Raw genomic sequence first — 20,826 nt, 5'->3', positions numbered from 1 at the left:
TCACATTTCGGCTGGCTGGCAAATCGTTCAAGATGCTAACAGCGAAACCGGGGAAATTGGTGGCATGCGTGATTCGTCTGGAAAATCGTAAGCGCCGCGCTACCTCAATTGTGATCAGTGCCGTCGAGATATGGCCTGTCGCAGGATCAATGGCAGCTGGGTGGCTCGCTCGATGGCGAAACTGCGGCGAGCCGAGGCATGCCAGGAACGATCGAAGAGTTGTTTCGCGCCCGCGACCGCGCGCGGGGAGCGTAGCGCGATGCGATCGGCGAGCCTTTCCGCCGCCGCGACCGGGTCCGCGGCCACCTCGGTGATCAGGCCGATCCGCTCGGCGTAGGCGGCGTCCACGATATCGGCGGTCATGGTCAGCAGCAGCGCCTTGTCGATGCCGATCAGCCTGGACAGCGTCGCGGCGCCGGTCATGTCCGGCACCAGACCGTGTCTGGCCTCCATGATCGAGAATTCGGCGTCGGGGCTGGCGAAGCGGACGTCGGCGGCCAGCGCGATCTGTAGTCCGCCGCCGTAGCAGTGGCCGTGGACCGCCGCGATCACCGGCACCGAGAGTCGACGCCAGGCCCAGCAGGCCTCCTGAAAGGCATTGGTGCCGCGCCAGGGCAGCGGGATGAAGCCGCGGATGACGGCGAGCGGATCGCGGCTCGCCCCCGAGATATCGAGGCCGCTGCTGAAGCTCGGACCGTTGCCGGACAGGATGACCGCCCGGACCGCCTGGTTGCCCGCGACGGTATGCGCCGTCGTGACGAGATCACGTAGCATCTCGATGGTCAGACCGTTGTGCTTATCCGGCCGGTCCAGCGTGACGTAGGCGCGGTCGTCGACAAACCGCAGCGCGATTTTCGAGGCCATATTTAAATCTTACCCGTGAGTCAGTTAGTGGGCTATTGCCTGGGCGTATGCGCTTTGTTCCAACAGGGTGAAATCGCGCTGTTCTCCAAGGATGCCGCCGAGGGTGCGGTCGCCTTCGCGCAGGAGCGCGAACCCCAGTGGCAGGGACGCTGATCCGGCGTCCGAACGCGCCCGGGAGACGCAGGGGCAGCGGCGTGCGCGTATGTGCACGCGACTCCTGGACGCCGCGGTGGAAAGTCTGGTCGAGGTCGGCTACGCGGGTACCACCACGCTCGAGGTGCAGAGCGGGCCGCGGTGCCGCGCGGCACACTGCAACACCACTTCCCGACCGAGGCCGACCTGCTCGCCGGTGCCGTCGAACATCTGGCCGAACGCCGATTCTCGCAGCTGACCAGGGAATTCGAGGCGACACCTGCCGATGCCGACCGCCTCGAAACGGCGGTCGAGCTGACCATGAGTATGTTCACCGGGCCGACCTTCTGGGCGGCGCTGGAAATGTGGGTCGCCGCGCGCACCGATCCCGAATTGCTCGCGGCCTCCCTGCCACTGGAGCACCAACTATTCGACCTGATGCACAACAGCATTCGCGACATCTTCCGGCGCGAATTCCCGGACGACCCACGCCTGCGGACCATTACCGAATTCACCATCGAGATGATGACCTGTCTTGCCATGCGCATACTGCTCACCGGCGATCTCGACCGTCACCGAATCCTGCGGCACCGCTGGGGAAATGCCATCCGGACCCTGCTCGGCGAGGCGGATCCGGCAACGCTGACGCGACCGGTCAGGGACGTGGGCTGATGGCGTCGAGCAGGACCCGCGCGCAGCCGGCCGGATCGTCGTAGAACGGGGTGTGGCCGCTGCCGTGCAGCGTGATGTGGCGGGCATTCGGCAGCGCGGTGCGCGCATGTGTGCTCTGGGTGGCGTAGGTCAGCAGGATGTCCCGGCTGCCCCAGGCGATGGTGACCGGAATGTCTGCCAGCGCACCGATTTCGTGCAGTTTCGCATCGGTGAAGGAGGCGAGCGCGGGCTCGAAAGCGAGGGCGTCGGCCGCGCCGTTGGCGGTATCCACGGCCACCTGTGGATCGATCGCCCACGGCTTGCCGAACACCAGGGTCAGGAATGCGGTGCGGCCCGCGGCGCTGCCGAGAATGACGGGCAGCCGCCGCCGCAGCGCCCGCGCGAGCTGGCGGGATTTGCCGAGCGACTGTTGGCACCACACCCGGCCTGGGGTGTCCCAGAATCCGATCGGGGAATAGGCCGTGACCGAGCGGGCCGAGCCGCGCGCGCCGAGGTTCAGGCTGATGAGTCCGCCCATCGAATTACCTGCCAGATGTGGCCGCTCGATGCCCTGTTCGGCAAGAAAGTCGCCGAGCGCGTCGGTGAGGGTGTCGACGGTGGTGTGCGCGAGTGGCGCGGACTTCCCGAAACCGGGCAGATCGACGGCGATGACCTCGAAGGATTCGGCGAGGGTGTCGATGATCGGTTCCCACACCTGCCAGCGGCTGCCGATGCCGTGCACCAGGACCAGTGGTTCCCCCATGCCGACTCGGTGGTGGTTCAACGTCGTCATGCTGTGACGGTAACAGCGATTCGCAGCCGTCAGACCGAGATTTCCGGTCCCGACGAGTGGCGGGTTTCCGCTGGCAGTCGGCCGAAACGTGGGTACGATAAATGGTATGGCAACGCGTAAGGTGACCCTCTCGCTGGACGAGGCGTCCTGGGCCTTCGCCGAACAGGCGGCGGCCCGCGCTGGGATGTCGCCCTCGGCGTGGATATCGAAGGCAGCGCGTCGCGAAGCCGTGCGGACCGGTGTCGGTCCGGTACCCGATGTGACGGCCCTGGCCGCGGCGGACGAGGCGGAGCTGACCGCCGCCGAGGAGGCGATGCGTGCGCAGGGGTGAACTGTGGACCTATCACCCACACGGTTCGCCGCGGCGCCGTACCGTCGTGCTCATCAGCAGTGATGGCATCAATGAATCGACGAGGCAGTGGCTGATCGCCGCCGAGGTCGTCGACGAGGATCCCCAGGACATTCTCGCTGTGCCCGTCGAACGGCACGGTTGGGTGCATGCGGGGAATATCGGCCGCATCTATCGGGGCTGGCTGGCCGAGCCCATCGATGAGATGGAAGCCGATGCGCTGGAGCGGTTGGACACCGCATTGCGTGCGGCCATGGACCTGTAACCCACCTCTCGACTGGGAAGCCGATCGTTCGGCTACCGCTCGGCGTCGTACGGCATTATCGTTGCGGCGCCACGCGGTGGCCCATTCACACACTGAATCGAGAAGAGGAATCAGGTGCGGACCTTCCTGATCGCCGCAGCGCTCGTCGCGCTGCCGGTACTGGCGGCCTGCGGTAACGACAAAGCCGCTGACCAGCCCGCGGTGACCCAAGCGGACCTCGCCAAGTCGCTACAGGACAAGGGGCTCAAGGATAAGAGCCTGGCCGAGTGCGCCGCCAAGGTCTATGTGGACCAAGGCATTTCGCAGGAGGGCCTGCGCAAGATGATCAGCGACGAATTCGACACCAAGGCCGCCGACCCCAATAACTTCGGCATGACCCAGTCCGATGCCGATAAGGCCCGCGAGGCCAACACCAAGATCTTCACCGAATGCCGCCCGAAATAACGGGTTGATCAGCCTTTACGTGCCCTGGAACCGTTAGGATCGTGGCGCGTGACCGACCGCCTTCGCCGGGCCCCTCAGCCTGGCGTTGGTGCCGCCCCGCACCCTCCTCGTTCCGGTCGGACGGCACGGTGACTGTTGCACAATAGAATTCAGCATTCTCCTGACAGGTCCGCCGCATGCGGAGGCCGCGCGAAATCTGTTGGTGGTCAACGCTTTCGGCGACAGGCGCCGCACAAAAAGGCCCCGGCAAGCTGCCGGGGCCTCGTGTGGAGCCGATGACGGGAATCGAACCCGCGCTGTCTGCTTGGGAAGCAGAAGTTCTACCATTGAACTACATCGGCAATCTGGTGTAACGCGCCAAACGATACCAGTAGGCACACCCCCGAATGCAAGTCTTCGCAGGCCACAGGGCCTGACCAGCGCAAACAGCACTCCGCTCGGCGGGTCAACGGGCAACATCCAGACATCGACGGATGAGGCGTTTGGTCGGTTTCGATCGGTTCTAGCCGGTAGATCTTTCCCAAATTTTCCCAAACTCGCGGGCCACGGACGCCGAAACCACCCCGTTTGGCGACCGGACAGCATCGGCACAACGGGTGGTTGCTGACGAGCGAGGAAGTTCACACCGGAACCGAATCCCTTTGCGTAGCAGCCGAAAGGCATGCGCCCGTGCTGGTTGTTGGTTTGGAGATGCCGGATCTCGAGATGGCGTCGCGCCTGGTGGCCTCGGGTGCCGCCGCGCACTATGGGCAGATCACCAAGCGTGACCTCGATGACCGTCAGTCCCGGCAAGTGCGCATGGTAGCCGGGAAAGAGTACCGGATATTCCTGTCCGACCTGATCAAACTCCTCGGCTAGAAATCGAAGCTGTCTGGAAATAGACACGCCGAGGCCAACTGACTTCGATCCGCCCCATTTCCTGGGAACGGGAAACCGCCATCGAGTAGCAGCGCCACCGGCAATCGAGCCGCGATCATGTGACTAATATCCCAATGATCAGAAGTAACGAATCTGCCTCCCAAAACGATTGCGTGCGAGCGCTCTCGCGCCAGTGCGGGCCGCGCTCGAATCGCGCAAATCGAAGCATGCCTCAAAAAAAACAAAGCGGCCCGGGGCGCCTCCGGACCGCTTCGTTCGAGCCTTATGCCTTACCCGGCGTTCCCACGCTGACTCGAGCCGGTGGTGAGGATCTTGGTCAGGTCCACAATCGCCTTGCTGGAACCGGTCCCGCCGCTCGGGTCGGGCTCACCGGGGGCAATGATGTCTTGGGCCTGCGGCGTATCCAGCGGAATAGCCGCCGCCGATGCCAGGCTCGATCCCGTGGCCACAATCCCGGCCGCCGCAATCGCCGCCGCGAACACTCGCAACTTGCTCATCTGACCTCTACTTCCTAAAACTCGCGCCGACCACAGTCGCATAGTCGGTCAAAGTTTTTCTACCACATAGAATCCCGATTTTCCCAATTCTGGGAGTCAATAACTTTGCCCATAGATCCTGGGTCTTGCCAGGGGCTGACGATTCGCTACCGAGAAGCGAACCCTGGTGTCCATCCGACATATTATCGCCAAGAAAGACCACAATTGAATAGGGAACGCGTCGCATGACTGAACTCGTGATCACTCGCGGCTACCCAGCAAGCGGAAAAACGACATGGGCACTTGCTCGAGCCCGCAGAGACGGGTGGACGAAAGCGTCGAGCCGGGATGGCCTCCGAATCGGCATGTTCGGCAAGGAGACGTGCACCGACGCCGAAGAGAAGACGATCACCGCCGTGCAGCTCGCGGCAGTCCGGCGTCGGCTCGACAACGGCGAGAACGTCATCGTGGACGATACGAACCTCCAGTACCGCACCGCGCAGGGATGGGCGAACCTCACCGAACGCTACGGCATCGACTTCCAATGCATTGACATCGTGATCTCCCGGCGGAGTGCAAGCGCTGTAACGAAAAGCGGAAGAGTGCAGGCGGACGTTACGTACCGCCTTCGGTCATTGATCGCATGGCGAAGCGGTATCCGATCAAGGACTGGAAGCGCGTAGAGCCGAAGTTCAGGCTCGATATCGAGCCTTATCGCCCTCCCGATATCGGGCCGTATGCGTACATCTGGGATATTGACGGCACCGTAGCCCACATGACCGGCTGTAGTCCCTATGACTACAGCCGGGTAAGCGAAGACGAACCGGATCCTTACGTCCGGGCGCTGTTCTGGGATATCCAAGAGGCTCAGCCTATGATTCGAAGGTTGTTCGTATCGGGCCGTTCCGATGACTGCCGAAACGTCACTGCGAAGTGGTTGCCCTCTAAAGGATTCAACTCCGATGAGCTGTTTATGTGCAAGGCTGGAGACGACCGAGACGACGCGGTTGTGAAGCTCGAAATCTTTAACGAACATATTCGGGATAACTACAACGTTCTCGGTGTCTTTGACGACAGAGACCGAGTTGTGAGTATGTGGCGACGCTTGGGCTTGAAGTGTTTCCAAAAAGCATCCGGGGGATTTCTGATCTAGAGCTAGGGAATCTGGCTCCCATTCACTTTAGAAGGCGGTAGCATATGGGTTTGTTCAGTAGTGGCAGAATGTAGTCTACGCAGTCATTGACGGATGAATTCGCGTCCGCCCCTAGAGTGATTGCCCTGAAGGAGAGTTCTGGTCCCGCTGTGGACCGTGAGACTGTACTCGGTTCCAGCGGAATCGACCTGAACAAGAAATTCGATAAGGCCGGTATCGCCGTGTTCGTCAAAGTCTTGACGCTGGTTAAAGCCCCATTCTGGGACAGCATGGACGACCTGGAAGTTCCGGGACTGATCGACAATCTGGACGCTAAACGCATCGCCGACCCGGCGGGAATGTCGGATCTCGATTTCGCGGACGCGATGGTCTGCGAGTGGAATTCGTGGGTTAATCTCGCAATCCGTGCTGGAATTCTTCGGGAGATGACGCACTGAGTTCACCTATGCCATTCCTTCCGGCAACGTGCTGATGGACAAACTGGCCGAAGCCATCTATGAACAGCTGGGATATCGGATCCCGGCATCCAGCAGCTACCGGGATACCGCTCAGCAGATAGCGGACCATCTCCGGTCTAAGGGTTTCGAAGCGTGACATGGGAGCGGGTTCGGGAACTCGAACGCGAACTTGCGTCAGCGCAATTGACGGAACGCGCTATCCGCGCCCAATATCAAGCATTCCGAGCCCGGCAGGCTCGGCGCTGAAAGACAGATAGGCGCAGACAATTGAATATCGGTAAGCCTCGCGACAAGAATTATGTTTTTCCCCGCGGAAACGCAGCTGACCGAAGGCTATGCGGCGGCGAACAACATGCACAAGCATGCCGACAAGAACGCCGACCCGACAGAGGTCGGCTACCTCGAAGACAATCGGCGCATCAAGGCAATCAAGCTCGGTGGGCATCGCTCCGACGCGATCTTCATGCCGTTGAAGTCTCTGGCCTACACCGGGATTGACGTTACGCGGCTGCGAGAAGGCGACACCTTCGACTACCTCGGCGAGCATGAGATCTGCCGCAAGTACGAGATCGTGCAGCCGAAGCAGGCCAGCACCGAGGGCAATCAGGCTCCGAAGCCGCGCCGCGTGATGGAGCCTCACTTCCCGCTGCAAGTCGACACCTCGAACTATTGGCGCAAAGCACACCCGCGGGGGAAACTCGCGCGTCGGGTTCGACGGGGGAGCCTGCGCAGCCGCTGTCCCGAGGGATCCTTCGGGGTCGTCATGGATTCCAGGGCAAGTACAGGTCGATCGGCACGCCGTCAGGCAGGCTACGATTCCGGGTGGGCCGACCCAGTTGGCTCAGCCAGACCCACTTGCAGCTCGGTGGTTGCCGCCGAAAATATCGACCCGTCCCAGTCGCCGATTGTCGGCTTCTGGCCACTGCGCAACCGGGTCGATCGCGTTCGCGGCGGGTAGCCGATCACCGCTGGTGGGAATCGCACGCAACGGCGGAACACGCTATGCGACAGCTACCTTGAACGTCGTGCTGTACGGGCGGGGCGAGGAAGTGGCGAAGATCCGCGCGCTATTGGACGGCGCGGCGGCAGGACACGGGGGTGCATTGGTCATCGTCGGCGAGCCCGGTGCGGGGAAAACAGCACTGCTCGATGCGGCGGTCGATATTGCCGACGCGTCGTGGCAGGTGTTGCGCTGCGCCGCGATCCGGGACGAGGCGGAACTGCCGCTGGTCGGGTTGGAGCTGCTGCTCTCATCGACAACGAACGGCATCGCCGCACTGCCGAAGCGCGAAACACTCCGCGCGGCGTTCGACTTATCTTCCCCATCGCTGACCGACGACCGTCTCCTACTCGGGGCGGGCACACTGTCGCTGCTGACCGAGCTTTCCGCGACCGGACCGGTGCTGTGTCTGATCGATGACGCGCAGTGGCTGGACCAAATATCTGCGGACGCATTGTCATTCGCGGCACGAAGACTGGGGGCACGGCAGATTATGATCCTGCTCGCCGGGCGCACCGAATTCTCGACACCCGTCCCGGACCAGCTGCGGCTGGCGCCGCTCGATTCCGCCGCCGCGCGGGCGCTATTGGCCGAACGAATGCCCGAACTGTCGCCGCAGACGCGCGATCGAGCGCTCGCCATAGCGGCAGGCAACCCGTTGGCGCTGATGGAACTGCCGCGAATCATGGACGACGCACTGCCGGTCGGACTACTCGCCCTGCCGGATCGGTTACAGCGCGGGTACCAGGGACGAATCGGCGAGCAGCCGGACTCCGTCCGGCTCGCCTTGCTGGTGGCAGCTGCCGACGACAGCGGCGACCTGGCGCTGGTGTTACGGGTGATCGCCGATCTCGGCGTGACGGCCGAAGCGCTCGACGGCGCCGAGCGATCGGGCATAGTGACCATCTCGGGTCAGACGATCGTTTTCCGGCACCCGCTCGAGCGCGCGGCAGCGTATCGGATCGCATCATTCACCCAGCGACTCGCTGTACACGCAGCGATAGCGGCGGCCAGCCGCACAGATTCATACGGCCGGGCCTGGCATCTCGCGGCCGCTTCGACCGGACCGGATGAAACGGCGGCAGCGGCGCTCGAGACAGCAGCAACACGGGCGAACAACCGCGCCAGCCGCACAACGGCTGTGATGGCATTGGAACAAGCCGCCCGGCTGTCACCGGAGCCGACCGACCGCGGTCGACGGCTGCTGCTCGCCACCGAAGCGGCAGCCGATATCGGTCAGTGGAAGCGCGCGCTCGAGCTGGCCGCGAAGACCGAGGGGGCAACGCCGACCGGGCCGGAGGAACGTGCACGATTGGCCAGTGTGCAGGCACGTATCGAATTCGAACGCGGCGCGCTGCCGGTCGCGCACGGGCTATTCCTCGATGCGGCAGCCCATGCCGCGGTCGCACAACCCGATCGTGCGGCGGCGATGCTGCTCGATGCGGCGGTCACCGCGTGGATCGCGGCGGATCCGTCCGGGGTCGACGTGGCACGTACCAGGCTGACCGAGCTGTCCACGAGCCCCCAGCACACCACCTTGCGTGCCGCGGTGGACTATGTGTTTGCCATGCCTTACGGCAACCACCTCGGGCGCAGGCAAAGCACCCGGACAAGTGGACGCCGCGACGGCTCGCGCTTCAGCGACGCTCCGTCGGTGCGACTGGCACTGGCGATCCAGGCGATCGGCGCGGGGGATGTCGACCGCGCCCGTGACATCCTGATAGAGGTGGGCCTCCGATGCCGGGATCGGGGAATGGTCGGCTGGCTTCCCGCGATATACAGCACATTCGGGACGGTCGAAATGCTCCTCGGTCACCTCCCCAAGGCACAGCTCATGCTGACCACCGGTCTGCGGATCGCACATGAGATCGATCAACCGAACCGGGCCAGCCACGCCGAATCCCGGCTGGCCGTGCTAGCGGCGATCCATGGCGACGACGCGAGATGTCGCCGGTTCGCGCAGAGCTCCCTACGCCGATCCAGTATCGATTCGAACGCCGTCAATATCGCGCATGCGCAGTGGGCGCTCGGACTGCTCGACCTCGGTCACGGCCGCTACGACGAAGCCACCGACCGGTTCGAGGCACTGGATCGCAGCTCAAATCGCGTGCTGGGTCGATGGACTCATATGATGAGCGACGCAGTGGAGGCTGCGGTGCGACTGCGCGATCCGCAACGCGCGACCGAACCGATGGCCGCGCTGGAACGGTGGTTCGCGGCCACCCGTGCACCGTGGATCGAGGCGCATCTGTTGCGCTGCCGTGGGCTACTCGATGGTGACGGCAAATGCTTCGCGCGCGCCCTCGCCCTGCATGCCGCCGCGCACCGCCCGCTCGACCAGGCCCGTACCGGTCTGCTCTATGGCGAATGGTTGCGTCGCGAACGCTGCAAGACCGAGGCCCGCGCGATGCTACGTGATGCGCTGCGCACCTTCGAGTGGCTCGACGCCCGGCCGTGGGCAGAACGAGCCCGCGCCGAACTGCGGGCGGCCGGCGCCACGGTAGCGCCGGCGGCCAGGTCGAGTGCGGCCACGCAGCTCACGCCCCAGGAGTTCGAGGTGGTTCGACTGGCGGCCAAAGGCGCAACCAACAAGGAGATCGCCGCCCGGATGCTGCTGAGCCCCAAAACCGTTGCCCACCACCTCTATCGGGCCTTCCCCAAACTGGGCGTCACCAATCGGCATGCGCTGACCCAGCTCGACCTGGACCACGACGCGACTGCTGGCCCTTGAGGATTGTCGAACCAGCATTCCGTACAACGCGACCGACGGTCAGACCAGAAACCTGTCCGATACCGCTGGGCGTTCACCTCGCATAGCGTGGTCAACGGGGATAAGCAGCAACAGCTGCCGCACCGGAAGCAGTGACAACCCCTGCGTCACCCGGTCGTCCACCCCGAATCCGCCACCCGAAATCCGGAATCGGCGGGCCGCTGTGCCGGTGCCTTTCACGACGCCCGGTCGAACGAAAAGAGGAATCTGCCATGACAATTCACACCACTTCGAACGGCGTCAACCTTGCCGACCTGGCCGGGCGTGTGCCGACCGACCGGGCCGTTCCCGCCGCGCTGCGCAGCCACCTGACCGCCAGCGTCCGCGGCCGGAACAACTTCAACTCCTTCATCGGCACGAACCGATAGCAGTGCTGCCGGGCGCGTCCGCCATGGGCGCGCCCGGCTTCCGGTAACGATCCACCAGGAGGCGCAGTACATGAATCAGCTCGGGCACTGGCCGACAACCGGATTGGATGTCGAGAAGCTGCGCCGAATCGGCTGGCAGCCACAGCCTTTCGCAGAGTTCATCCTCAAGATCCACAGCCGCTGCAATCTCGCCTGCGACTACTGCTACGTCTACGAGATGGCCGACCAGAGTTGGCGCGATCAGCCGAAAACCATGGCGGAGCGGATCTTCGAGAACTCCTGCCAAACCATTCGGGAACACGCCGCCCGTTTCTCGGTGCCGGCGGTGAGTCTCGTCTTTCACGGCGGAGAGCCCCTGCTCGTCGGGCCGAAGACCTTCGAGCGCTTCGCCCGATACGCGCGCGAGACACTGGAGCCGGTGACCGAGGTGAGTCTGGGCATCCAGACCAACGGTGTCCTGCTCGACGAACAGTTCCTCCGAATATTCGACGGCTCGCGAATCCAGGTCGGCGTCAGCATCGACGGCGACAAGCGCGGCCAGGACCGGCACCGTAAGTATCGCAGGGGCGCCGGAAGTTACGACGATGTCGCCAAGGGACTGCGACTGCTCACCAGCAGCGAACACCGCCATCTGTATGCGGGCCTGCTGTGCACGATCGACATCGCGAACGACCCGATCGACACTTACGAAGCCCTGGTCGGATTCGAACCCCCCGCAATCGATTTCCTACTGCCGCACGGCAACTGGACCAGCCCACCGCCGTCCAAGGATCCCGCGACCGCGGAAACGCCGTACGCCGACTGGCTGATCGCGATATTCAACCGCTGGTATGACGCGCCCGCACTGGAGACCCGCATCCGGCTCTTCGACGATGTCATCGAGCTGTTGCTCGGCCGTCAGGGATCGTCGGAATCCGTTGGGCTGTCGCCGATTCGGCTCGCCGTGTTCGAGACAGACGGAACACTGGAACAGGTCGACGCGCTGAAATCGGCGTTCGCCGGCGCGGCCGAAATCCAGACCCGGGCCGACGGCGGCAATCCGCTCGACCGGGCGCGGTGGGATCCCTCGGTGATTGCCAGACAGATCGGCGTCGAAGCGCTGAGCGACACCTGCCGCGCGTGCCCGATCCACACCGTCTGCGGCGCCGGGCATTACGCCCACCGGTATCGAGAGGGCGCCGGCTTCCGCAACCCATCGGTCTACTGCGCCGATCTGATGAAATTGATCCGACACATCGAATCGCGAGTACGGTCGGACATCACCACGGCGACCACCGGATGAGCAGACCGGCGATCTACACCCACCGGGACTTCATGCTGCTGTGGTCCGGCAACGCGACCTCGGTGGCCGGCTTCCACTGCGTTCGCATCGCCTATCCACTGCTGGCGCTGTCGATCACCGAGTCCGCCGCGCTCGCCGGCTGGGTCGGGTTCGCGATATCCGCACCGAGTCTGATCTTCCAGCTCCCGGCAGGGATCGCCGCGGACTACTCGGACCGGCGCAGAATCCTGCTCGGCTGTCAGCTGATCGGATTGGTGGCGGCGTGCGCGGCCGCGCTCGTCGTCGTGTTCCGGCTGCCGAACCCGGGGCCGGTGTTGGTGGCCACCGCCTTCGTCGAAGGCACGATCTTCGTCTTCTTCAACGTCGTCGAACTGGCCGCGATCCGCGATATCGTCGACGTCGAGCAGCGCCCGGCCGCGTTCTCGTTCTTCGAAGCCGAGCAGCCCATCGGACTGGTGGTCGGCCGCGCCGTCGGCGCGGCCATCTACGCGGTGGCCCGATGGCTGCCTTTCGTCGTCAACGCGGTGTCATATGTGTGCTGCCTGGCCACGCTGTGGGCGATCCGCGGCAGATTCGCGCAGCGAAGCGCGCCCCGGCAACAAACCAACGACGCGAGCCGATGGCGGGTGCGCGACGGCGCGCGCATCGTGTGGACTGAACCGTTGCTGCGTGCCTCGACAATGATCAGCGGGGCATCCAACGTGGTCATCCAGGTGGCCATCTTGCTGACGATCCTGCGGATCGAGCGCTCCGGCAGGCCGGTGTGGACGGTCGGCATTGTGCTCGGCGCGGCGGGAGTGGGCGGAGTACTCGGTTCGTTCGCGGCGTCGTGGCTGACCGCACGGTTCGGGTCACTGCGTATCTACCGCGGTACCCTGTGGGCCTGGACAGTACTGTTGCTCCCGATCGCGGCGAGTTCGAATCCGCTGGTCCTCGGTATCGCCTGGTTCGGCGTCGGCGGGGTCGGGACCGTCGTCAATGTCGCGATGACGATCTACAAGGTGAACGTCGTACCCGAAGACACCCTCGGCCGAACGTTCGGCACCGTCGCGATGGCGAACGGCGGCGCCGTCGCACTCGGCTCGCTGCTCGCGGGATACCTGCTGAGTGTCTTCGGGACGACAACCACCGGATGGGCGCTGGTCGGCGTCATGCTGATCGCGGCGGTCGTCGGGAGCTGCGTCGGCAATCCGGCGCAGCGGCTCACCGCGCCACTGCACTGAGTAGCTCGCACTAGCTGCGTGCACTGGTCGACCTGCTCACGGGCCCCGCAGCGGGTACGGTCCGGTGGCGGGGCCTGCTGGTGTGCGCGATCGACGGCACCTGGATGCTCACCCCGGACAGTCGGGAGAGTCGCTTCTGGTTTTACTCAGCTCGCCGAGCAACGCCCAGGTTCGCTCCTCGTCGCGTGCCGATCCCAGGGCAGTGAGCGCGAAGATCAGCTCGTCCGCGCCGGCCTCGGCGTAGCGGGCCACGGCGTCGGCCATGGTTTGCTCATCGCCGATCACGGCCAGTTCCACCGGGTCGGATATGTTCTCCCGGTCCAGCAGCGCTCGATATGCCGGCATCTCGCCGTATCTGTCCATCTGTTGCGCCGCGCGGTCGCGTGCGCCTGCCACGTCGGCAGTGACTACGCCACCCACCATGCCGATTACCCGGGGCGTCGGTCGACCCGCGGCGGCGGCGTGTCGGGCTAGTGTGGGAATCGCGAAGTCCGCCAGCGTGTTCGGGCCGGTGAGTAGAGGGAGGGCGCCGTCGGCGAGTTCGGCGGCGACCCGCAGGGTCAGCGAGCCGGAGGTGGCCAACAGTATGGGCACCGGCGAGTGGAGTGTCGGCATCATGCTGGGTGTCGGTGACTTGGCCAGCAGTGTCTCGCCGGTGTAGTCGACCGCTCCGGTGTGGAGCAGTTCGCGCAGGGCGGTGAGGTATTCGCGTAGGTAGCGGATGCGTGGGTGGGTGTTGCCGTAGCCGGCGGCGATCTCCGGCAGGGACAAGCCGAGGCCGAGTTCGAATCGACCTCCGCTGGCCGCCTGTGCTGTTTGCGCCTGCATGGCCAGTGCGTTGGGGTGGCGCGGGTGGATGGGCACGATTGCGGTGCCAACTGTGATGTCGGGCAGTTCGCGTCCGATCAGCGCGGCGACTGCCAGCGCGTCGTAGTCGAACCGTTGAGTCAGCCAGACCGCGGGAACGCCGAGTTCGGCCAGCTTGCGGGCCTGGTCGAGCAGGTAGTCGACGGGATTCACGTCGGGGGTGAGCTGTTTGTAGTAGTCGGTGGGCAGGGCAACGCCGATTCGCATGGGACAAATGTATACCAAGTTTACTTATCTACTGGGTTTATCTTTCGGCTATACTGCTCGACATGACCCCCGAGTTGGGCCTGCGTGAGCGCAAAAAGCGGCATACCCGCGCAGCCATCTCCGATGCCGCCATCCGGTTGTTCCTGGCCGACGGGTTCGACGCGGTGTCGGTTGTGGACATCGCAGCTGCCGCGGAGGTGTCCAAGCGCACCCTGTTCAAATACTTCCCAACCAAGGAGGACCTGGTCGTGCACCGGTTCGCCGACCACGTCGACGAGGCGGCCCGCGTGGTGCGGGACCGGATGCGCGGACAGACACCGTTGGACGCGCTGCGCGCCGCGTTCCGCGCCGGTCTCGACAATCACGAACCGAGCACCGGCCTATGCGACATGCCCGAGGTGCTGGCCTGCTATCGGTTGGTGCTGGATACCCCGACACTGACCGCGCGGCTGGCCCAGTTCCTCACCAGCGGCGAGATGACACTGGCCGAGGCGCTCGGCCCGCCGGGGGAGCTGGATGCACGGTTGGCGGCCAGCGCGATCATCGCGGTACGGCGCAACCTTTGCGAGGCCAATTGGCGCGAGCTGGCAGCCGGGCACAGCGCGGCGCAGCGGCACCCGGTCGCGGTCGCCGAAGCCGAGCGCGCCTTCGACCTACTTTCCGGTGGTTTCGGCGGCCGGTACTGAATCGCGGATTACTCCGGATTTTCAGCTGAGGTCGGCGAAGTCATCGAGGTGTAGTCCAACGAAACCAGGCGTTCCAGCGACTACTTCGCCGTTGTGGTGACCGCCGTCTCGGGAGCTGGCGAAGTGGTCACAATGGACGTTGGCGCCGCCGATGTGGTCTCGGTCGTCTGCGGCGCGGTCGGTGCCGTGGTCGTGGGCGGAATCGGGTCGGGGCACTTGCCATCCCGCTCACCGATGGTGTTGATCTCGGCATTCGAGCGTGGATCGCCCGCATAGTTGATCCGGTCCGTGCACTTCGGGGTCTCGCCGCATTGGACTGTTCGGTCGCAGCCGTCGGTGCCACCGACCGGGGGAACGCCGCATTGGACTGTTCGGTCGCAGCCATCCGTGCCGGGTGCGGCTTCCGGCTGCGATCCGTCGGCGCCTTGCGTTCCGCCCGTGCCTTGCGTTCCGCCCGTGCCTTGCGTTCCGCCGGCGCCTTGCGATCCGCCCGTGCCTGGCGATCCGCCCGGATTTCCCTGCGCCGCACCGGCACCCGTACTCGTCGGCGTTACCGGTTTCGCTCCAGTGGTCGACGTTTTGGCCACCGTACTCGACGCCGGCGCACCGGAGTCGGACTCTTTGGTCGTACACGCTGACAGCGTCAGGACCAGCGCTACCAGGCCGAGCAATAAACCCACGGCCGCACGCGGCCGACTACCCATCCGCACCATTTACCGTCCTTCTCCTCCGGCTGCCACCGCAGCGCATCACTATCCGGTTCGAATCTAAGCGGGCACGGCGACCGGAGGTATTACTTACGGTGGGTATTCGGCCGGAGTTCGTCATGACAGTACGGTCCCGACCCACCCGAATCGCGGTCCGCGCGCATCGACGGCCCCTCAATCGCCCTCCGCCACTGCGCAGTCGCCTGCTTCCCCGCCAATTCAGTTGTGTTCCAAACAAATACGGCCCGATCAATCGGAAGCCGTCCGGCTGTCGGATGCAGAGGTCGTCTGATCCTGTTGCGTCCCCGAGTACCAGGCATGTGCGCGGCAATCCGGCCAGTGACTCGTTCTCATCGAGAACACGCGCCTGGGATCTCGGAGTATGCCTGCATCCGTCATGGCTGGATGGCGTCGCGGTACATCTGCCGGGCCTGCTCGCGCGTATCGCTCCGATTCCGAACGGTTGAGTGGATGCCGGTTCGGCTTGTCTGCATGCGGCGGCTGAGGAGCGGTATCGAGCAGGCGCTACGCTCGTCGGCGTGCTGCTTTCCGATCGTGACATCCGTGCGGAGATCGCCGCTGGGCGTCTCGGCGTCGAGCCGCTCTTGGAAAACCTGATCCAGCCGTCGAGTATCGATGTGCGGCTGGATCGGCTGTTCCGGGTTTTCGACAACACCCGCTACACCCATATCGATCCCGCACAACGCCAGGATGAGCTGACCAGCCTGGTCGAGCCCGCTGAGGGTGAACCGTTTGTGCTGCATCCGGGCGAATTCGTGCTCGGCTCCACGCTCGAGGTGTGCACGCTGCCAAACGATCTGGCCGGTCGGTTGGAGGGCAAGTCCAGTCTCGGGCGGCTCGGTTTGCTGACTCATTCGACGGCGGGGTTCATCGATCCGGGCTTCAGCGGGCACATCACACTGGAACTGTCGAATGTGGCGAATCTGCCCATCACCCTGTGGCCGGGTATGAAGATCGGTCAGCTGTGTCTGTTGCGCCTGACCAGTCCGGCCGAGAACCCCTACGGCAGCGCATCCGCGGGCTCGAAATACCAGGGCCAGCGTGGCCCGACCCCCTCCAGGGCTTACCTCAACTTCCCGCTGCCCACCTAGACCGCGGTCCTATCGGGCCACAGTCAGGGCCCTCCGAAAAACAAGGGAACCTCAATCGCAGGCCTTCCGGCCGCCTGGATGACCGGCTGCCACGACGTCGATCCGTTCGGCGGCAGGCACCCGGGCACGGCACCCGGTCGCCGGTTTCATGACGCTCACCCAGCAGGCATTCGACGTCGCCCGCACATCCGAACAAACACTGATCGCAATGACCGCGCCGCCCGGCTCGTCGTCTCACCACGCCCTCGAGCTACTTCGAATGTCCGATGTCGAAACCGGTGACGCGCCGCAAGACCCCGGCAGCGGGCAGGTGGGACTTTCGAGCTACGCAGCGGTGGATGACACTCAGTAGTCGACGATATCGTCCCCAGTCACCGATTCGTCCTTGGATCGTTGTCGAGTTCGCCGAGGAAATCGGCAACCGCTCGGGCCATGCCGTCTGGGTCGTCGTCGTGGATCCAATGCCCCGCGCCCGAAAACTGCACCAATCGACTGGCGGGACGGCGGGCGACCATGTCGGAAGCCAGTAACTCGGGCAGGAGCGTGCTGTGTTCGCCTCGCAATACCAGTGCGGGGCAGGTCGAGCCCAGCCAATCGGTCCACCAGTCACCCACACCACCGGCTTGGACAGCCATCATCTCGTCCCAGTCGAACAGTAGCCGCCAGCGACCATCCGTGGTTGGTACAGCACTGTGCATGAAATAGCCGGGATCGGGAACTCCCCGCGCTCGAATCGCTTCGGTCAGCTCACCTTTCGTGGCTGCCATACTGGGCCAGCCGCGCACGTCCAGCACCGGGTGTTCGATCTCTGGCGTGCGCATCAACGGCCCGACATCCTCGATTACCAGTGCCGTCACCAGTTCTGGGTGGCGTGCGGCCAGCTGGTAGGCGGTGATACCGCCACGCGAATGCCCCAAGACCACAACCGGTCCGAGATCGACATGCCGTACCAGCCCCGCGATATCAGCGACGAAGTCGTCATTGGTGTAGCTATCGGTATGGCTGCTGTGGCCATGACCACGTTGATCGGGTGCGATCACCCGCGCGCAGCCGATGAGGTCGCGGGCGAGGCGACTGAAAATTGTGCCCCGACCGAAACTGCCGTGCAGGGCGACAACCGGCCGGCCGGTGCCGGCAAAGTCCACATACGTCATCTCGATGCCGTTGACCGCTGCTGATTTCAGTTCTGCCACTTTATCTATGCTGCCGGTCGGCTGTATCCGCCCCTGCGCCGGCGGCACCGCCGTTACGGACGCCGATTCTCGATCACCCCGCGGTTACCGCAACCCAAGCCGAGCATCACAACCGAACTCCGCCAACCTCATTCGACGAATACCGCCACCAGCGTGCTCGACGACCTGATACCGCCTTCCGCGACAAAATCGCGGCCGATCTCAGTAGAACCCCCGACAACCGCCGCGCCGCCAATGGCATCTGCACGCTGTGCATTCGGCCGTCTCGGCTCGTCGTTCAATCGCGCTGAACCGGCTCGAGAACACCCGGCCGAGTCCGCATCTGTCGACCTGTCGATAGCGGGGCGGACTCAGTCGGCCCGGCGCCGAGCGGCGCCGGGGACCGATGACGCATTCAGTCCCCGCCACCCGCCCCCACCGCGAGTGCCGTCGTGAGGATGACGGATAACGGTGGGAGCGTGTCGCCGTGACTCGGTGGGGCGACCCAGTAGCACCCTTCCCGGGTCCACCGCCCGAGCCCGGTCGGCAACATCACGGCACTACCGATGGCCGGTATGCCGATATCGAGCCGGTTCAGCACCTCCAATACCTGCGCGCCCGGCCGGCTGTCCGGCTCGGCGAGGAAGCTCCAGCGGATCTGCCTGGCCAGCATGGGACCCCTCGTCCCGTGCTGTTCCAGTGCCGCCCTGACCTTTTCGGTCCGAGTCGTCGGCAGGTGGATAACGCAGACCCGGCCGGTGATGGGCAGCATCACGAACCCGCCGCGTTCGGTGACCGGTAATCCGAACTCGTGCCGGTAATAAGCCACCCAATCGTCGACTGTTCTGAGTTTCTCCACATTCACGGCCGCCTCCTTGCCTCCTCGCATCCAAGGGTCCTGTGCCGGATGGCGATTCGGGAATTGCCCACCTGCTCGCCTTACACTGCCATTCCGCTGCCTCTGATAGCGGAATGCTTTTGCTTATGGCCGCCTTCACATTCCACTCGTACTCTGGGAACAAGTTCGTACGGAAGGGAGGGCAACGTGGTCCGGCAGTGGTCAGGTAGGGAGGCCCGTGCCCTTCGCGATGCCAGGCGGATGAGCATCCGGGAGTTCGCGGCACATCTGGGAGTACACGAGCGCCTGGTATCGAAGTGGGAGGCCGGCGGCGCGCGGGTCCATCCACGTCCGGTCAATCAAGCCGCCCTCGATACCTCCCTGGCCAGGTCCGACGATGTTGTGCGGGCGCGGTTCGCGGCCATGATCGATCAGCCCATAGTCGATCGACCGGCAGCGCCCGCATTCGACAGGCGGGCCGATGCCTCGGCCCGCGCCAATTATTCGAGTGACGCGGACCTTTTGGCTCTCATAGACGCCGGTGCGATGAGAGGTGATGCGTTAGCGGCGATTTCGGAGAGGGATCTGATCATGGCGGCTGCCCACGAGGCGAGCGAGCACGCCGGCCGGGCCGAGAGCACCAATGTGGGTGCCAGCACCCTGGAACAGCTCGATGCCGATGTCACGCGCATCGCGAACGAATATGTGCACGTCCCGCCGGTACCGATGATGGTGGAGATGCTGCGAGTGCGACGCCGGGTGTACCGGCTGTTGGAGGGGCATCAGCGCCCCGCCGATACCAGCCACCTGTATCTGCTCGCCGGCACGTTGTCGGGATTGCTCGCCAATGCGAGCACCGACCTCGGCTATCTCGATGCCGCGGGCGAGCAGATCAGAGCGGCCTGGGCCTATTCGGAATTGTGTGGTCACAACGGGTTGCGCGCCTGGACCCGCGGCATGCACGCGCTGATCGAATACTGGTCCGACCGGCCGCGCCGCGGGGTGCTGCTGGCCCAGAGCGGGCAGGAGTTCGCCGAATCGGCCACGGCCAAGGTTCGGCTATTGAATATCGAGGCCAGAATCTGGTCCCGATTGGGCAGTGACGCCGATGCCGACCGCTGCATTCGGGCCGCCAACGATGCCCGCGAGGCGGCCGATACCGACTCGCTGCACGACGAGGTCGGCGGCGTCTTCGGCTTCAACGAGGCCAAGGCCCATTACTACGCGGGCGCGACCTATATCCATCTCGGTCAGGCCGAACCCGCCTTGACCGCGACGCAACAGGCCATCGAGTTGTACGCGAACGGCCCGTCCGAGCGGCGTTCCTATGGCACCGAGGCAATGGCCCGGGTGGACAGCGCCGCGGCGCATCTGATCAACGGCAGTCTGGACGGTGCGACCGCCTCGCTGGTTCCGGTGCTCGGCCTCGCCGAGGACAAGCGCATCGCCCAACTGGAGGAACGGCTCATCGGGCTGCGGCGGCGGATCGCCGGACCGGAGTTCCGCGATGCCGTCGAGGCGCGGTTCCTCGATGAGAAAATCGAAGAGTTCTGCGGATCCACCGCAGCCAAAGGCATCCCGCCGGGCAACTCGTCGTCTTGATTCGGCGAAGCGCACTGGATCGAACCGCGGCAACAAGCACTGTCGACTACCAGGAGCGAGGTTTACAAGCGAGGAGTTCGCGGCCCGTCTCGCGTCCGCGCGGATGCGCGGCCATCGACTCCGCCGGTGGCCAAAGCGCATGCGACGCACGTCTCACCCCGGCGTACCCAGGTGCCGACACCCCTCCATCAGCGGAGTCTTACCAGCAACCCATTCGCGGCCCGTCTCGCGTCCGAGTCGCGAGGTGCGTGCGCGTCGTGCGAATCTCAATGCGCGCCTCAGGTGCCGAACGATCCGCCATCGCCGACCACAACGGAGCGAGTCTTACCAGTGATCCGTTCGTGGCTCGTCTCGCGTCCGAGTCGCGAGGCACGCACGCCGTACGTGCGAATCTCAATGCGCGCATGAGGTGCCGAACCATCCGCACATCGCTGACCACAACGGAGCGAGTCTTACGAGCGACCCGTTCGCGGCCCGTCTCGCGTCCGAGTCGTCGAAGCGCATGCGACGAAGTCGCGAGTCTCGACG

At 64.6% G+C, this 20,826-nt stretch carries 24 protein-coding genes and 1 tRNA gene; 18 read left to right on the top strand and 7 right to left on the bottom strand.

The features are described 5' to 3' along the window. Window positions 1–114 precede the first annotated feature (114 nt). A complete protein-coding gene (locus tag AB0J29_RS29380; RefSeq protein WP_364793301.1) occupies window positions 115–864 on the bottom strand; it encodes a crotonase/enoyl-CoA hydratase family protein in 750 nt (249 codons plus the stop codon). 15 nt (window positions 865–879) lie between these two features. Between AB0J29_RS29380 and AB0J29_RS29375 the strand changes: the two genes are divergently transcribed. Both AB0J29_RS29375 and AB0J29_RS29370 read left to right on the top strand, forming a co-directional pair. Then, the gene (locus AB0J29_RS29375) at window positions 880–1,017 is read left to right on the top strand and encodes a hypothetical protein (RefSeq protein WP_364793299.1); all 138 of its coding nucleotides are present in this window, start codon (window positions 880–882) and stop codon (window positions 1,015–1,017) included. Between the two features lie 141 nt (window positions 1,018–1,158). Next, window positions 1,159–1,668, top strand: a complete 510-nt coding sequence (locus AB0J29_RS29370; protein WP_364793297.1) for a TetR/AcrR family transcriptional regulator — start codon at window positions 1,159–1,161, stop codon at window positions 1,666–1,668. Here the strand turns inward: AB0J29_RS29370 and AB0J29_RS29365 are convergent. Then, on the bottom strand, window positions 1,652–2,440 hold the full coding sequence (locus tag AB0J29_RS29365; protein ID WP_364793295.1) for an alpha/beta fold hydrolase: 789 nt from the start codon (window positions 2,438–2,440) through the stop codon (window positions 1,652–1,654). The genes AB0J29_RS29370 and AB0J29_RS29365 overlap by 17 nt on opposite strands. 106 nt (window positions 2,441–2,546) lie before the next feature. On the opposite strand from AB0J29_RS29365, the gene AB0J29_RS29360 reads away from it, so the two are divergent. The 3 genes from AB0J29_RS29360 (at window position 2,547) to AB0J29_RS29350 (ending at window position 3,498) form a co-directional block, all read left to right on the top strand. Further along, a complete protein-coding gene (locus tag AB0J29_RS29360) occupies window positions 2,547–2,771 on the top strand; it encodes a hypothetical protein (protein WP_040695579.1) in 225 nt (74 codons plus the stop codon). Next, window positions 2,758–3,054: a hypothetical protein gene (locus AB0J29_RS29355; protein ID WP_364793293.1), complete on the top strand. Its 297-nt coding sequence runs from the start codon at window positions 2,758–2,760 to the stop codon at window positions 3,052–3,054. Before AB0J29_RS29360 ends, AB0J29_RS29355 begins: the two co-directional genes overlap by 14 nt. A gap of 114 nt (window positions 3,055–3,168) precedes the next feature. Beyond that, a complete protein-coding gene (locus tag AB0J29_RS29350; RefSeq protein WP_364793291.1) occupies window positions 3,169–3,498 on the top strand; it encodes a hypothetical protein in 330 nt (109 codons plus the stop codon). A 267-nt stretch (window positions 3,499–3,765) separates the two neighbouring features. On the opposite strand, the gene AB0J29_RS29345 is transcribed toward AB0J29_RS29350, so the two are convergent. Continuing rightward, window positions 3,766–3,839, bottom strand: a tRNA-Gly gene (locus tag AB0J29_RS29345). Window positions 3,840–4,167: 328 nt separating this feature from the next. On the opposite strand from AB0J29_RS29345, the gene AB0J29_RS29340 reads away from it, so the two are divergent. Beyond that, a complete protein-coding gene (locus tag AB0J29_RS29340; protein ID WP_364793289.1) occupies window positions 4,168–4,356 on the top strand; it encodes a hypothetical protein in 189 nt (62 codons plus the stop codon). Window positions 4,357–4,646: 290 nt separating this feature from the next. Here the strand turns inward: AB0J29_RS29340 and AB0J29_RS29335 are convergent, their stop codons facing one another. Next, the gene (locus AB0J29_RS29335; protein ID WP_364793287.1) at window positions 4,647–4,874 is read right to left on the bottom strand and encodes a hypothetical protein; all 228 of its coding nucleotides are present in this window, start codon (window positions 4,872–4,874) and stop codon (window positions 4,647–4,649) included. A gap of 224 nt (window positions 4,875–5,098) precedes the next feature. Here AB0J29_RS29335 and AB0J29_RS29330 point away from each other — a divergent pair, with 224 nt between their 5' ends. From AB0J29_RS29330 to AB0J29_RS29295, 8 genes are all read left to right on the top strand, one after another. Continuing rightward, the gene (locus AB0J29_RS29330) at window positions 5,099–5,536 is read left to right on the top strand and encodes an AAA family ATPase (protein ID WP_364793285.1); all 438 of its coding nucleotides are present in this window, start codon (window positions 5,099–5,101) and stop codon (window positions 5,534–5,536) included. Next, window positions 5,497–6,006 (top strand): polynucleotide kinase, encoded by a 510-nt coding sequence (locus AB0J29_RS29325; protein WP_364793283.1) that lies wholly within the window; start codon window positions 5,497–5,499, stop codon window positions 6,004–6,006. The genes AB0J29_RS29330 and AB0J29_RS29325 overlap by 40 nt, the downstream gene beginning before the upstream one ends. A 149-nt stretch (window positions 6,007–6,155) precedes the next feature. After that, complete coding sequence (locus AB0J29_RS29320) at window positions 6,156–6,443, top strand: hypothetical protein (RefSeq protein ID WP_364793281.1); 288 nt, start codon at window positions 6,156–6,158, stop codon at window positions 6,441–6,443. A gap of 319 nt (window positions 6,444–6,762) precedes the next feature. Beyond that, window positions 6,763–7,422: a hypothetical protein gene (locus AB0J29_RS29315; protein ID WP_364793279.1), complete on the top strand. Its 660-nt coding sequence runs from the start codon at window positions 6,763–6,765 to the stop codon at window positions 7,420–7,422. Between the two features lie 67 nt (window positions 7,423–7,489). Continuing rightward, entirely contained in the window at window positions 7,490–10,195 is a 2,706-nt protein-coding gene (locus AB0J29_RS29310; protein WP_364793277.1) for an AAA family ATPase, read from the top strand. Window positions 10,196–10,446: 251 nt separating this feature from the next. Beyond that, window positions 10,447–10,602 carry a hypothetical protein gene (locus AB0J29_RS29305; protein WP_364793275.1) on the top strand — a complete coding sequence of 52 codons (156 nt, stop codon included), beginning with the start codon at window positions 10,447–10,449 and terminating at the stop codon, window positions 10,600–10,602. A gap of 70 nt (window positions 10,603–10,672) precedes the next feature. Next, window positions 10,673–11,884 carry an FxsB family cyclophane-forming radical SAM/SPASM peptide maturase gene (locus AB0J29_RS29300; protein WP_364793273.1) on the top strand — a complete coding sequence of 404 codons (1,212 nt, stop codon included), beginning with the start codon at window positions 10,673–10,675 and terminating at the stop codon, window positions 11,882–11,884. Beyond that, window positions 11,881–13,107, top strand: a complete 1,227-nt coding sequence (locus tag AB0J29_RS29295) for an MFS transporter (protein WP_364793271.1) — start codon at window positions 11,881–11,883, stop codon at window positions 13,105–13,107. The genes AB0J29_RS29300 and AB0J29_RS29295 overlap by 4 nt, the downstream gene beginning before the upstream one ends. Window positions 13,108–13,215: 108 nt before the next feature. Here the strand turns inward: AB0J29_RS29295 and AB0J29_RS29290 are convergent, their stop codons facing one another. Next, window positions 13,216–14,181 (bottom strand): TIGR03564 family F420-dependent LLM class oxidoreductase, encoded by a 966-nt coding sequence (locus AB0J29_RS29290; protein WP_364793269.1) that lies wholly within the window; start codon window positions 14,179–14,181, stop codon window positions 13,216–13,218. Window positions 14,182–14,243: 62 nt separating this feature from the next. Here AB0J29_RS29290 and AB0J29_RS29285 point away from each other — a divergent pair, with 62 nt between their 5' ends. The 3 genes from AB0J29_RS29285 (at window position 14,244) to AB0J29_RS29275 (ending at window position 17,038) form a co-directional block, all read left to right on the top strand. Next, window positions 14,244–14,867 carry a TetR family transcriptional regulator gene (locus AB0J29_RS29285; RefSeq protein WP_364793267.1) on the top strand — a complete coding sequence of 208 codons (624 nt, stop codon included), beginning with the start codon at window positions 14,244–14,246 and terminating at the stop codon, window positions 14,865–14,867. A gap of 1,246 nt (window positions 14,868–16,113) precedes the next feature. Continuing rightward, window positions 16,114–16,686: a dCTP deaminase gene (dcd, locus tag AB0J29_RS29280; RefSeq protein WP_364793265.1), complete on the top strand. Its 573-nt coding sequence runs from the start codon at window positions 16,114–16,116 to the stop codon at window positions 16,684–16,686. A 100-nt stretch (window positions 16,687–16,786) separates the two neighbouring features. Next, the gene (locus AB0J29_RS29275) at window positions 16,787–17,038 is read left to right on the top strand and encodes a hypothetical protein (RefSeq protein ID WP_364793364.1); all 252 of its coding nucleotides are present in this window, start codon (window positions 16,787–16,789) and stop codon (window positions 17,036–17,038) included. A 19-nt stretch (window positions 17,039–17,057) separates the two neighbouring features. Here the strand turns inward: AB0J29_RS29275 and AB0J29_RS29270 are convergent, their stop codons facing one another. Both AB0J29_RS29270 and AB0J29_RS29265 read right to left on the bottom strand, forming a co-directional pair. Then, complete coding sequence (locus AB0J29_RS29270; protein ID WP_364793263.1) at window positions 17,058–17,879, bottom strand: alpha/beta hydrolase; 822 nt, start codon at window positions 17,877–17,879, stop codon at window positions 17,058–17,060. Between the two features lie 394 nt (window positions 17,880–18,273). After that, entirely contained in the window at window positions 18,274–18,723 is a 450-nt protein-coding gene (locus tag AB0J29_RS29265) for a hypothetical protein (RefSeq protein ID WP_364793261.1), read from the bottom strand. A 234-nt stretch (window positions 18,724–18,957) separates the two neighbouring features. On the opposite strand from AB0J29_RS29265, the gene AB0J29_RS29260 reads away from it, so the two are divergent. Beyond that, window positions 18,958–20,298 carry an XRE family transcriptional regulator gene (locus AB0J29_RS29260; RefSeq protein ID WP_364793259.1) on the top strand — a complete coding sequence of 447 codons (1,341 nt, stop codon included), beginning with the start codon at window positions 18,958–18,960 and terminating at the stop codon, window positions 20,296–20,298. Window positions 20,299–20,826: the final 528 nt, after the last annotated feature.

The sequence above is a fragment of the Nocardia sp. NPDC049707 genome, assembly GCF_040674855.1.
GTDB lineage: Bacteria > Actinomycetota > Actinomycetes > Mycobacteriales > Mycobacteriaceae > Nocardia.
This window is presented reverse-complemented; position numbering and strand designations above follow the sequence as displayed.